Source organism: Actinoplanes sp. NPDC026670, assembly GCF_040638175.1.
Lineage (GTDB): Bacteria > Actinomycetota > Actinomycetes > Mycobacteriales > Micromonosporaceae > Actinoplanes.
Genome location: NZ_JBEZXU010000032.1, coordinates 16868 through 29352, shown reverse-complemented (window position 1 = coordinate 29352; position 12485 = coordinate 16868). Strand labels below are relative to the sequence as shown.

At 71.0% G+C, this 12485-nt stretch carries 10 protein-coding genes; 3 read left to right on the top strand and 7 right to left on the bottom strand.

All coding sequences use genetic code 11. The features are described from left to right. Positions 1-16 precede the first annotated feature (16 nt). From AB0E94_RS28565 to AB0E94_RS28550, 4 genes are all read right to left on the bottom strand, one after another. Positions 17-1411, bottom strand: a complete 1395-nt coding sequence (locus AB0E94_RS28565) for an MBL fold metallo-hydrolase (protein ID WP_360332039.1) — start codon at positions 1409-1411, stop codon at positions 17-19. A 35-nt stretch (positions 1412-1446) separates the two neighbouring features. Then, positions 1447-1755, bottom strand: coding sequence for a rhodanese-like domain-containing protein (locus tag AB0E94_RS28560; RefSeq protein ID WP_360332036.1), 309 nt, complete (start codon positions 1753-1755; stop codon positions 1447-1449). Between the two features lie 76 nt (positions 1756-1831). Further along, positions 1832-2101: a metal-sensitive transcriptional regulator gene (locus AB0E94_RS28555; RefSeq protein WP_360332033.1), complete on the bottom strand. Its 270-nt coding sequence runs from the start codon at positions 2099-2101 to the stop codon at positions 1832-1834. A 251-nt stretch (positions 2102-2352) separates the two neighbouring features. Then, on the bottom strand, positions 2353-3597 hold the full coding sequence (locus AB0E94_RS28550) for an MFS transporter (RefSeq protein WP_360332030.1): 1245 nt from the start codon (positions 3595-3597) through the stop codon (positions 2353-2355). Positions 3598-4568: 971 nt separating this feature from the next. On the opposite strand from AB0E94_RS28550, the gene AB0E94_RS28545 reads away from it, so the two are divergent. Further along, positions 4569-5309 carry a GntR family transcriptional regulator gene (locus AB0E94_RS28545; protein ID WP_360332027.1) on the top strand — a complete coding sequence of 247 codons (741 nt, stop codon included), beginning with the start codon at positions 4569-4571 and terminating at the stop codon, positions 5307-5309. A gap of 376 nt (positions 5310-5685) precedes the next feature. On the opposite strand, the gene AB0E94_RS28540 is transcribed toward AB0E94_RS28545, so the two are convergent. From AB0E94_RS28540 to AB0E94_RS28530, 3 genes are all read right to left on the bottom strand, one after another. Beyond that, a complete protein-coding gene (locus AB0E94_RS28540; RefSeq protein ID WP_360332024.1) occupies positions 5686-7524 on the bottom strand; it encodes a hypothetical protein in 1839 nt (612 codons plus the stop codon). Between the two features lie 124 nt (positions 7525-7648). Further along, positions 7649-7861, bottom strand: coding sequence for a hypothetical protein (locus AB0E94_RS28535; protein ID WP_360332022.1), 213 nt, complete (start codon positions 7859-7861; stop codon positions 7649-7651). A gap of 15 nt (positions 7862-7876) precedes the next feature. Beyond that, on the bottom strand, positions 7877-8356 hold the full coding sequence (locus AB0E94_RS28530) for an NUDIX hydrolase (protein WP_360332019.1): 480 nt from the start codon (positions 8354-8356) through the stop codon (positions 7877-7879). A 465-nt stretch (positions 8357-8821) separates the two neighbouring features. On the opposite strand from AB0E94_RS28530, the gene AB0E94_RS28525 reads away from it, so the two are divergent. Both AB0E94_RS28525 and AB0E94_RS28520 read left to right on the top strand, forming a co-directional pair. Further along, positions 8822-11233 carry a BTAD domain-containing putative transcriptional regulator gene (locus tag AB0E94_RS28525; RefSeq protein WP_360332016.1) on the top strand — a complete coding sequence of 804 codons (2412 nt, stop codon included), beginning with the start codon at positions 8822-8824 and terminating at the stop codon, positions 11231-11233. Between the two features lie 235 nt (positions 11234-11468). After that, positions 11469-12485, top strand: a complete 1017-nt coding sequence (locus tag AB0E94_RS28520; RefSeq protein ID WP_360332013.1) for a hypothetical protein — start codon at positions 11469-11471, stop codon at positions 12483-12485.

Here is a 12485-nt window from a genome sequence, read left to right as displayed (position 1 = left end):
CGGGCGTTGCTCCTTCTCAGTTGCCGGTGACGATGGGCAGACCGGCGTCACCGGCGTCGGCGTAGGAGTCGTCGAGGTGCACGACCCGCCGGCCGGCTCGCTGCAGCAGGCTGGTGGCCGCTGCGGCGCGGTAGCCGGAGCCGCAGTGCACCCAGACGGTGCCGGCGGGCACGTCGTGGAGGCGGTGCGGCAGGTCGGGCAGTGGGATGTGCACGGCGCCGTCGATGTGATCGGCGCGCCATTCGTTGTTCATGCGCACGTCGAGCAGCACGTCGACGGCGGGCAGCCCGTGTGGTGGGGTGCCGGTGCGGGCGGCGGCTAGGTCGGCGAAGGTGGCCGTGGTCAGATCGGTCAGGCGGGTCGTGTCGCCGCCGGCCCACAGTTCCGGGTCGCCGGCTGCTGCGGTGGCGGGCCGGTCGATGCCGATGCGGGCCAGTTCCCGCTGGGCGTCGGCAACCTGCTGCCGGCTGTTGCCGAGCAGGGTGATCGGCGCACCCCGCGGGGCCATCCAGCCCAGCCACGTCGACATCGGCCCGTCCAGGCCGAAGCTGAGCGTGCCGGCCAGGTGCCGGTGTGCGAACGCCTTGCGGGAGCGCAGGTCCACCACCCACTCGCCGGCGGAGATCCGGGCGGTGAGTTCGGCCGGGTCGGCGACGGCGACCGGGCTGAGGTCGATCAGGTCGGCTCCCGCGCTGTTGCGGGCGCCCATGTGCGCGTAGTAGGCGGGGTAGGCGTCTAGTCCGGCGAGGGTCTGGGCGACGAAGGCGCCGGTCTCCAGCCGCAGGGCCGGGTTGGCGGTGCGTTCCCGGCCGATCGTCGACTCGGGCGCGTCGGACTGGGTGGCCGAGCAGAAGCTGCCGAAGCCGTGGGTGGGCCACACCTGCGCGCCGTCGGGGAGCAGGTCCGCGAGCCGGTGTGCGGAGGCGTGCTGGTGTTCGGCGAGGGCGTGGGCGTGTTGTTCGCCGAGCAGGTCGGTGCGGCCGGTGGTGCCGAACAGCAGCGACCCGCCGGTGAACACCCCGGCCGGGCCGTCGTCGCCGTCGAGGATGTACGACAGGTGATGGAAGGTGTGCCCCGGCGTGGCCACCACGCGCAGCCGCATCCGCGTCGACACGGTGATCTCGTCGCCGTCGGTGACCGGTTGCCGATGGAAGCCGACCTCGTCGTCGGCGGCGACCAGGTATGTCGCGCCGGTCAGCCGCGACAGGGCCAGGCCACCGGAGACGTAGTCGTTGTGCAGATGCGTCTCGGCCACGTGGGTGATCCGCACGCCGATGCTGCCGGCCAGGGCCAGGATCCGGTCGATGTCGCGTTGCGGGTCGACGACGATCGCCACCCGCCCGTCGTGGGCCAGGTAGCTGCGGTCGCCCAGGGACGAGGTCTGTACGACCTCCACGTTCAGCTCGCTCACGTGTCGTGTCTCCTTGCTTCGATGGCGGATGGGGTTCAGTGGCCGGTCTCTATCGGGTGCCCGGCCCGCCGCCAGGCGTCGGTGCCGCCGGCCAGGGACTGCACCCGTGCGCCGGCCGCGGCCAGCAGCCGGGCGGCGGTCACGCTGCGGGCGCCGGAACGGCACACCGTCACGACGTCCTGCCCGGCGTAGCGGGTGGCGGCTGCGGGTAGGTCGTCGAGTGGGAGGTTCACGGCACCCGGCAGGTGACCGGCGGCGTACTCATCGGTGGCGCGGACGTCGAGCAGCACCGCACCGGTGGTCCCGAGGTGCAGTTCTTCCACGCGTATTTGTCGGACAGTCATCTCACGGCTCCGTTCGGTGCATACCCATGGGGGTATATTGAGGGCGCAATGCGGCCATGGCGTGACCGCAACCAGGTCAGGACAGGGCCAGGAACAGTTTCTCGAGCTCGTCGATGCTCATCGGCGGCTCCTCGCCCCGCTCGCGGGCCGCCTGGCACTCCCGCATGCCCGTCGCGATGATTTTGAAGCCGGCGCGGTCGACGGCGCTGGACACCGCCGCCAACTGAGTGAGAACCCTTCGGCAGTCCTCCCCGTTCTCGATCATCGAGATCACCGCCCCGAGCTGCCCCTGTGCCCGTTTCAGCCGGGTCAGTGCGTCCTTGAGCAGGACCGGACTCATCTCCATAGGTTTCCGCCTCCCGACGAAACATGCCCCAGGGGGTATCGGCTGCCCGGCTCGGTCGCCGGGCGTTCATATGCCGTGTGCCACTGCCGTCAACGCCTGGCTGACACGCTCGCTCGTGCCCGCCGGGCCTCCAAGATACCCCCAGGGGTATACGCGATCGCAAGGTGAGATGGGCCCCAATGCTCGAAGCAGAGGTCTCATCCGTCTACATGGCCTGCCCGCTCAAGTACATGAGCAGCCCGTACCCACGGTCACCTCGCGATGGCCAGCGTGGCCCTACGCAAGGCGGGGGAGCGCGCCCCCAGGGTCGCCGCCACCAGCAGGAACGCCGCGCATGCCGTCAAGGCGACGCCGGCGTCGAACAGGTCGCTCACCGAACCCAGCGCGTTGTTGGTCAGCAGCAGGGGCAGACTCTGGGCCAGCACCAGCACCGACTGGACGCGGGCGAGATGGGTCGACGGCGCGCCCCCGAGGATCAGCGGGCCCACATGCGCGGTGAACAGGCCGGAACCGATCCCCACCACGGCGGCTGCCGTGATCGCGGCGGCCGCTGCGGGCGCGGCAACAAGACCGAGCACCCCGGCTGCCGCCAGGGCCAGCCCACCGACGGCGGCCAGCCCGGGCCGCCGGATCGGCCCGGCCGTGGTGACGGTGACCGCGACGGCCACGACCCCCAACGCGATCGTTGCGGCGAGGACGCCACCGAGGTCGGCGTTCCACCCGCGTTGGGTCGCCAGCAGCGGAATGAGCAGGCCGGACACCGGCAGAAGGAACGCGGCGGTGGCGGCGATCAGTCCCAGCGCCGAACGCAGCACCGGATCCGACCAGGCCACCCGCAAGCCGTCGACCGCGCTGCGCACGCCTGCACCGGCCGGCGGAGGCGGGGTGGGCGGCGCGGAACGAGGCCGCAAACCAACCAGGATGACCGCCATAACCACATAGGTCCCCGCGTTCACGAAGGCCACCGTGGCGAGCCCGGCGGTCGCCACGAGCAGGCCACCGGCCGACGGCCCGGCGAACGTGGCCAGCTGCCCGACCACCTGCCGTGCCGACATGGCCCGGGCCAGCGGCTCACCGGTCACCAGACGCCGCGGCATCGAACCGGAACTGGGCAGATAGAAGGCGTCCAAGATGCCGATGACCAGAGCGATGCCGAGCAACAGGTACGGCTGGACACCGAGCACCAGAACGGCGCTGCCGAGCACGAGCGCCGCACCGGCCATGGCGAAATCCGACGTGATCATCACCCGCCACGCGCCGACGCGATCCGCCAGCGCGCCGCCGAACAGCAGCAGCGCCACCCGTGGCAGGTTGACCGCGGTGAGCACGGCGCCCGCGAACGCGCCACCCCACACAGCCGCCACCCAGGTCATCCCGAAGGCCATCATCTGCGAGCCGAGCAGCGACAGGGTCACACCACCCAGCCAGATCCAATACCGCCGCGGAATGGGCTTGTGCCTGGACTCCGCGACCGCTGGCTCCGAAGAGAGGGACATGACGCTCCTGGACTACTCGATGACGTATCGGCGACGCCCGGTCACTCTCGGCCCTCGACTTGGTCGAGAGTCAATCCGTCAACGCCGGGAACCACCGCTCCGGTCACGTCGGCGGCCCCGGCCAGCCACAGGCAGGCGTCCGCGACCGCCGATGCCTGTACGAGCCGGGTTGGCCGGCTGATCGCGCCCGAACACCTCATCCGGCGGCAGTTGCAGGGCCCCGGCGATCTCCGAGAGCATGCGGCCCTCCAAATCGGGTTCGTCCAGCACCGATCCGGGGCACACGACGTGCGCCGGCCGTGGCCGCCTCGACCGCCCAGCCGATGGTTCGGCCCGGGTCACCTCGAGTTCGCCGGAGCGATCCTCAAGGCGATCAGCTTCTCAGTCGCGATCGCCCCACTGATGACCTTGCTGCCCCACCAGTGAGCCGGGATGAGGGCTCGGGACACCCCGAACCCCCTCGCCCCCCCGTCCAGCTCAGGAACCGCCGGAACAAGATGGCCGGGGGAACGTGCCGGAGGTCACCAATCGCCTCGTCCATCACGTCCCACATCCGGGTCCGCAGTGCCAAGGGCGACGGGGTCTCGGTCAGAATTCGGGTCCGGGCCGGTTCACACGGCCACCGGTCCCCGCACGTGCCGCAGTTCCACAAGGGCCGGACCGCCTGGTGGTCAGCCATCGCATTCGACCAGGGCCAGCCGGTAGATCCCGGCCGAACCCCGGTCGTCAGCCGGGAAAGCCGGGCGGAGGTCAGAGGCCCACACCTGCCGCTGATACCCAGGTCCCGAGCCGGTGTCGAACCAGACGTTCACCAGCCCTGCCCGTGGTAACTCATGCGGTCCCGCCACCAGAATCGACCTCTGCGCCATCTCCGCCTCCACTCGCCCGGGTGTCCACCTCTCTCATGTGACGCTTCGGCGTCCTGAACACTCCAGTGGTGTTCACGCTGAACACGAGTAGCGTGAACACCCATGGGTGAACCGGCATACCAGAACGTCGCTGACGCGATCCGCGCCGACATCGAGGCTCGGCGCCTGATCGAGGGCGACCGCCTCCCCACCGTCCGGGAGCTGGCCCAGCGCTTCGGGGTGCCGACCGGCACGGTGGCCAAGGCTGTGGACGTGCTCCGCGCTAACGGGGTGATCGTTGCCCGCCACGGCCGGGGCCTCTACGTCCGCAGCTTCGGCCGGATCGTCCGCTCGTCGCCCGACCGGCTCTCGAAAACCTGGTGGGGTGAGGGCAACTCGATCCAGGACCGGGACACGAACGGCCGGCTCCGCGCCGTGCACGTAGTCGTCGAGGAGGCCCCCGCGTCCGAGGAGATCGCGGAAGCGCTGGGCGTGCCGGCGGGCGCCGCCGTGCTGACCCGGGCACGCCGCTTCGCGGTGGAGGACCGGATAGTCCAGACCGCGATCAGTCACCTCCCGCTGGACGTGGTGGCGGCCGCCCCGGCCGTGGGGTACACCGGCCCGGGACCGGGTGGGATCTACGCCCGGATGGCTGAGGCCGGGCTGGGGCCGGAGACGTTCCGGGAATCGCTGATCTGCCGGATGCCGACGTCCGCCGAGGCCGAGGTGATGGCCCTTCCCCGGGGCACCCCGGTCATTGCGGTGACCCGACGCGCGTACACCAGCACCCGCCGGTGCGTGGAGGTCAACGAGATGGTGTTGGACAGCTCCGCGTATGAGCTGGAGTACATCCTGGGCGCGTGAAGTTGACACGTGATCGTCAACCTGAACCCCCTCTGGCCCCTCGCCTCGGCGAGTCAGGATCAGGACCCCGACGATCCAGAACCCGATCCCTCCGGGGTCGAGCCCAGCGGTATGGAGGTTGTCGAGGTGCCCGATCTGCCTTCCCCGTACGAAACTCAACGTCGCGATCCAAAGCCTCCTCCCTGGCAGCTTCCGCTTCAGCCTCCGGTGTAGCCGTCCGGTCCCTCGGTGGGGGTGGGTCAGAAATCGTCGGCTGATCTGAGTGTCTGGGCCGACCACTGCCGTCTGGTCGAACCCCTTGATCTGGACCTGATCGTCACTCAGGTCTGAAGCCACGGCGGCCGGTGACGCGATGTACGGCAGCGGGTCGGCGCGATCAGAAGGTTGGGCTGGTCAGGCGTTTGATCCAGATGCTGGCCTGTGGGGTGGCGGCGGTGACGGTGGCGATCGTGGTGGCGGCGGCCCACCAGAGCAGGACGGCGATGTAGGCCCAGGTCAGGTATTCGACGGTGCGGACGCTGCTGACCAGGGCATACCCGCCGCCGAGGACGACGGCGGTGATGACGCGCAGCAGGGGCTGGCGGGTTGCGGTCAGCGCCGTCGCGACACCGAGCAGGACGGCCCCGGCGAGCTGGGTCGGGCCGGCCGTGGGCAGCAGGTCGGCAGGGAAGGTGTAGGTGAACGCCGCCCGTTGCAGGTAGACGCCGCAGGCGGCGAGGGCGATCGCGGTGACCGGTGGGTTCGCCCGGCCCAGCCATGCGACGACCGCGTCCTGGGGAATGCGAGGCGCGATCAGCGCGATGAGCGCGGCGCACGCGGCGAGCGGGATGGCGCAGGTGAGGGCGGTTTTCAGGTAGGCGGGGTCGTCGAAGTCGACGCTGACGCCGATGGCGAGGCCCCAGAGACCGGCGACGGCGAGGCCGAGGGCGGCGGCGCCGAGGTAGCCGCGACGCAGCAGTGCGCCGGTGGTGATGTCGTCGTCGGCGTGAGCGGCGGTGAGCCAGGTGGTGGGGACGAGCTGGGCGGCGGTCCAGGCGGTGAGGACGGCGAGGGCGGCGGCCAGGCCGATGTTGTCGACGGGGAGCAGGACGCCGATGATGTCGCCGCCGAGGCGGCCGATGTCGGCGGTGGTGATGGTCTGCAACAGGACCGCGACGCTGGCGGCGGCGAGGATCGAGACGCGGGCCAGGTTGGCCAGCGTGATGCGGGTACGCGGCAGCCGCCCCGACGCCGCAGTCGCACCCGGCGGGGGAGTGGCGGGCGTGGTGGGCCCGGTGATGCGCAGGGCTCCGCGGGCGACGGCGTGCGGGTCGTCGACCACGACCGGTTCGGGTAGTCCGGCGGCGGTCAGGGCCGCCCCGAGTTCGGGCAGGACCGCGTCGTCGCCAGCGAGGATGACGGTGGTGACGTCGGCGGTGTCGAGGTCGGCGTCGGCCAGCACCTGCTTGACTGCTTCGGGCACGCGGGCAAGATGTGGGGCGGCGGCCGCCGACACGTCTGCTCGTTCGAGGACTGCCGCCGGAAGTGGTGGTGGGAGCAGCAGCGACGCCCGCGGCTGGCCGACAAGGACGGCGCGGGCCTGCCGGATCTCCCGGTGGACGGGCCAGCCGACCGGTGGCGGGTCGGCGAGCCGGGCCAGGAGCGCGTTGTCGATGCCGGGGTGGGCCGGATCATGGATCGAGGTGTGAGCGACCTGCTGGTAGCCGTCCTCCAGGTCGAGGATGGTCAGGTCGGGGGCGGCGGTGGCGACCAGGGCGAATCGGCCGGCGGTGGCCGTACCCCCGGATAAAGCCGCAGCCGCGGTGACGATGCCGGGAACCGGCAGCCCGACCTGGGTTGCCGCCTGTTGCAGGCGTTGCCGGGCGCGGTGGCCCCACCCGGTGGCGGTGACGACCGTCAGCGCGGTCACCGGGGTGCCGGCGAGCGCGGACGCATGGGTCGCGACATGGGCGAGGACCGCGGCCAGCGCGGTCGTGTCGGTGCCGGTATGGGTCAGCGCCATCGGGTCGGGCCGGTAGTTGTCGGCGTCGAGCAGCCCGGCCGCCAGGGCGGCGGTGCCGGTGAGCAGAGCGCCGCCGGGGTCGGGGATGACGCCGCTGGGGAGCCGGGCGTGGCCCGTGAAGTAGACCGGGTGGATGGTGCCGGCGTGTTCGTAGGCCGCGGTGGTCCACCAGGGGGCGATGTCGACGGCCAGGTGAAGATCCGTTGCGGGCATGCCGGGCAGTGTCGCAAGACGACATCACACGGGTCGACCGGAAATGTTGTTCTTCGCATAGTGATAGACGCCGACAAATGCGGTGGCCGATGATCGTGTGTGGCCGGTAGAGATCAGGGTTCGATCACGAACCAGGCGGGAAATCATCATCGGCCCACCTCCTGCCGTCCTGGCCGCAGGTCACCGCGTTCGTCACCGACAGCGAACGCCCAAACGGCACCCACCTGATCGTCGGTGCGGTGGCGATCCTGTTGTGGCTGGTCTGGGCGATCATGATGCTGCCGCTCGCCGCAGCGTCCTGACCGTCGCCGTCGCCCTCGCCGTGCTGCGAAATCATGCTACGAAGCGGGTGTCACCGCGGTAAGCCGAGATATGCGGTTCGTCCGGTCCGACGCGCTTCGAGAGCTGCGGCGATCCGCGGTGCGACCGCCTTCGGCAGATGCGCGGCAGCCTCGAGCGGCTCGAGGAACGCATAGGCCGACAGTTCGTCGGCGGGCAGCCGCAGTGAGGTGGAAGCTGGAAGTTCGCCGACGTCGAACGTCACGCTGATGAGTGCACGTGGCCGGGGATCAGCGGGCGGCGCCCAGTCCACGACCAGCAGCGCGCCAACCTTGAGGTCGAGGCCGAGTTCCTCGTGCAGTTCGCGGGCGCAGCCGTCCTCCGGGTATTCGTCGGCTTCCAGATAGCCGCCAGGGAAGGCCCAGTGGTCGCGGTAGCTGGGTTTGACCAGCAGCACCCGGCCGGTGCCGGCCTCGGTGATCAGAGCCGCGGTGGTGGCATAGAAACTGGGCAGCTGCGCATACCACTCGCGGGGTTCGATCCAGGTGCTCACCGACACGACGGTAGTCCAATGCCGGATGGCCTGTCGTTCACGCTGTGGCGAGCAAGTCGTGGTGGCGGTCGAAGAAGTCGGCTACGACCGGAACCCGCCGGTACGGGATGAGGCGGTCGGTGAGTTCAGTGAGGCGTTGCCGCACTCGTCGTGACTGCATGGTGCGCAGGTGTGGGACGGCTTGGGTGCCGTAGCGGCTGGCTCGGGCAGGAACACGGCGCGAACCTGCGCTGCTACCTCTGGCACGACCATCTCTGGCCACCGTCCTGCTTCGCCGGGCCGTGCGGCGGAGCACGGCCAGGTGAAGATCCGTTGCGGGCACGCCGGGCAGTGTCGCAAGACGACATCACACGGGTCGACCGGAAGCGTTGTTCTTCGCATAGTGATAGACGCTGACAAATGCGGTGGCCGATGATCGGGTGTGGCCGGTAGAGATCAGGGTTCGATCACGAACCAAGGCGGGAAATGAGCGAGGACGTACGCCGCAAGACCGCGGAACTCACCCGGCAACCGACGGTCTGGCCGGCACCCCCACCACCGCACGACCAGCGCAGCCGTGCGGGCCGGGTGTTGCGGGCCCTGCCGGGCGTCCTCGCCCTCACCGTCGTACCGCCGCTGCTGCTCACCCTCATCTTCGGCTCACCGGCTGACCTGCTGCCGTCCTGGCCGCAGGTCACCGCGTTCGTCACCGACAGCGAACGCCCGAACGGCACCCACCTGATCGTCGGCGCCGTGGCGATCCTGTTGTGGCTGGTCTGGGCGATCATGATGCTGCTGCTCGCCGGCAGCGTCCTGACCGTCGTCGCCGGCTGGCGGCTCCCACGCTGGCGGTTGCCGGCACCGTTGCACCGGATGCTGTTCGGGCTGGCCGGCACTGCGGTCGTCGCCGTCGCCACCACCCCGGCCGGCACCAGCCAGGCTCCGGCACCGGCAACGGCCGCGGCCACGACGGGCGACAGCGTCCTGCAGCGCGGCACGGTCACCGTCATGGTCGGCCAGACCCGGTTCGAGTACGAGGTGCGCCGCGGCGATTCACTGTCGAGGATCGCCCGGCGCTGGCTGGGTGACGCCGACCGCTGGCCGGAGATCTGCCAGTTGAACCGCCACCGCCACCAGACCGGCGGCGCGCGCCTGACCGACTGCGACCTGATCCAGCCCGGCTGGCACCTGCGCCTGCCCGCTGACGCCCGCCCACCGGCCGGCGCCCGCACCACACCCCCACCCCGGCCACCGGCGACCCGCCCGACCGCACCGGAGACATCCAACGAACTGCCGCAGCGGGACCAAACGACACGGCCTCCGTATCGAAACGATCAGCACCCGCTGCCGGCGCCGAGCGGTCCACTCGCTCCGGAAGCCTCGTCCAGCAGCGAGGATGGCATCCGGCTGCCCAGCGGCAGCATCCTCACCTGGGGACTGGCCACGGCGATCACCGGCGCTGTCGCGCTGGTGTGGGCCCGCCGGCGACGCCAGCGGCCACAACCGGGCGAGACCGTCGTCCTGCCTGCGCCGGCGCCACCGGAACCGGTCGACACGATCCGCCGGCACGTCGACCGGACCACGGTGCCGGCTCCGTCCGTACCATCGCTGCCGTTGCATCCCGTCGGGGTCGAAGGCCCCGGCGCCGAAGGTGCCGTTCGCGGCCTGATCCTCGCCGCCCTGACGGCCGACCACCCCGCCGAAATCCTCATCGACCGCAACGCGTGCACCGACCTGCTCGGCCCCGCCTCGCCGCAACTGCGCCTCACCCGCGACTTCTCGGACACCCTCGCCGCCGTCGACGCCCAGCTCCTGCACCGCAGCCGCATCCTCGCCGAACCCCACGCGCACGACCGGGAGGCGATGCCGCCACTGCTGGTGATCGCCCGCGCGGCCGATGCCACCGGCGAACACGCCCGCATCACCCTCAGTCTCGCCCACGGCCTCGACATCACCGCCGTCCTGCTCGGCCCCTGGCCACACGGCACCACCCACACCATCACCGCCGACGGCCACACCTCCGGCCCCGACGATCGGGCCCTGCCCCGCCGTGTCGACGTCATCGCCCGCGACGACGCCCTCGCCATCCTGGCCGGCCTCACCCCGCCACCCGTCACCCGGCCGGTCGAGACCCGCAGCGGCGAGACAGCCACATCCGCCGTATCCGCACCCGTGCAGGTCCGGGTCTTCGGCGTGCCCCGCATCGACGGCATCACCCACCCCGGCCGGCCACTACGCGCGAAAGCCGCTGAACTCGCCGTCTACCTCGCCTGTCATCCCAACGGCGCCGACAGCGACACTCTCGTCGAACACCTGCACGGCGACGCCCGCCAACGCCAGGCCAGGCAGCAACTGCACACCAACGCCTCCAACCTGCGCCACGTCCTGGCCCGCGCCGGAGGCCCTCTTCGGGGTGGCTACCTGCTCAAACGAGGCACCACCGACCGCTACCGTCTCGACCCGGCGACCGTCCAGGTCGACCTGTGGCAACTGCGTGACCTGCTCAACAAAGCCCGCCGCGGCACGCCACCGGAACGCCTCGACCTGCTCCGCCAGGCCTGCGACCTCTACACCGCGCCGCTGGCCGACGGCCACGACTACGAATGGATCGACGACCAGCGCCAGCACGCCCACCGCTGGGGCATCGAAGCCCACCTGCTGCTCGCCGAAACCCTGCTCCCCGACGACCCGCAGGCGGCCGGCACGATCCTCGACAAGGCGATGACCCTCGACCCTTACAACGAAGACCTCTACCGTACGGCCATGCGCGCCCGCCACGCCCTCGGCGACCATGACGGCGTCCAGACCTTGTTGCAGGCTCTCACCACGGTGCTGGCCGACATCGACACCGCACCCACAGCCGAAACCGTGACTCTGGCCCGCACACTTCAGCCCTGACGACAACCTGCTAACGGTGCCCGGTCTTGGCGCCGCTGCCGAGCAGCCGCCAGAGCGTTGTCGACCTGGCCCGCGGCTTGAGCGCCCCGGCGTTTCTCGGCTCTGGGCGCCGCGACCACAGTGTCGTCGTCCGTTCCTCGTCGGACAGCGTCAACGGCGCAGTCCGGACCGTCGCAGGCGAGAGCGACAGATCGCGCCTCTTCGTTTGCGGGATCGGCATCGGTACGGTGCACGGATGCGCAGGATGAGGTTCCGGCTCCTCCGTACCGTGCGGGACCGCCTCTACTACCGGCCGATGCCGCGGCATCTGCGGGTCAGACGGCACTGGCTGGTACGAACGCGCAAAGGCGGCATCCGCGATACCGCCCTCGCCCTGGGCGCCGGAATCCTCGCCATCGGAGCGGGACCGTTCATGGTCGTCGACGGCTGGCGACAGGGCCGGTTCTCCGGAACCATCCTGATGATCATGGGCGTGGTCGCCACCCTGTTCGGTGGCCGCTGCCTCGTAGCCATCACCAGACGGATGCGCACCCGGCCGCGAACGGTGCGGAGGCAAACGGTGCCGCACGCCCCGGTCTGGTCGGCGCGAGACCTCGCCTGGCGCTATGCCGCCCGTGGCGACCGCCGCGATGTCGAGGACCTGCGGAGCCTGCTTCGCGACCTGAGCCGTACCGGCACCGAAGGACTGGACGCGCTGGCCGGGCTGAGCACCTGCCCGGGCCTGCTGGACGGCCTGAGTTTCCGGGCCCGCCGCGGTGAACTCGCCGAAGAGCTGCAACCGTTCGTCGACGCCGTCGTTGCCGAGGTCGCACCGTCCCCGGAACCTCGGCTGAATCCCACTCTGGCGGCCGCGCTCGCCTCCCTGGACCGCGACGGCCACACCCGGGAGACGGCCGTCGCCGCGATGGCAGCCGACCCGTCCCCGGCGAACGCCTGGTTCCTCGCCGAACGTGCCGCCGACGCGGTCGAACCGGTCCGGCTGCGCGCCCTGGCCGCCCTCGAGCGCCTGATCATCGCCGATCCTCGAACGTATGCCCCGGTGGTTCAGCAGGCCGCCGCCCGGTTGGGTGCGCGGCGGCAGGTCGCGGCGCTTCACGCGCTCGCCGGCCCGGAGCCCGCCCGGCAGTCCTTGACTCCGTGCCGTCAGTGCCTGCGGGGCAAGCGCTGTCTCCCGGTCCAGCGCGAGCGGGCGGCCGCTGATAACGACCGCACCGGGCGACAGGAAGCCGCCGGCCCGGCCGTCGCTCATTAG

What these genes read in the sequence shown, in the direction of transcription:
- AB0E94_RS28550 (WP_360332030.1), bottom strand. Translation starts at nt 3,597, where the DNA reads ATGTCCCTCTCTTCGGAGCCAGCGGTCGCGGAGTCCAGGCACAAGCCC.
- AB0E94_RS28520 (WP_360332013.1), top strand. Translation starts at nt 11,469, where the DNA reads ATGCGCAGGATGAGGTTCCGGCTCCTCCGTACCGTGCGGGACCGCCTC.
- AB0E94_RS28535 (WP_360332022.1), bottom strand. Translation starts at nt 7,861, where the DNA reads ATGATTTCGCAGCACGGCGAGGGCGACGGCGACGGTCAGGACGCTGCG.
- AB0E94_RS28555 (WP_360332033.1), bottom strand. Translation starts at nt 2,101, where the DNA reads ATGGAGATGAGTCCGGTCCTGCTCAAGGACGCACTGACCCGGCTGAAA.
- AB0E94_RS28560 (WP_360332036.1), bottom strand. Translation starts at nt 1,755, where the DNA reads ATGACTGTCCGACAAATACGCGTGGAAGAACTGCACCTCGGGACCACC.
- AB0E94_RS28545 (WP_360332027.1), top strand. Translation starts at nt 4,569, where the DNA reads ATGGGTGAACCGGCATACCAGAACGTCGCTGACGCGATCCGCGCCGAC.
- AB0E94_RS28540 (WP_360332024.1), bottom strand. Translation starts at nt 7,524, where the DNA reads ATGCCCGCAACGGATCTTCACCTGGCCGTCGACATCGCCCCCTGGTGG.
- AB0E94_RS28525 (WP_360332016.1), top strand. Translation starts at nt 8,822, where the DNA reads ATGAGCGAGGACGTACGCCGCAAGACCGCGGAACTCACCCGGCAACCG.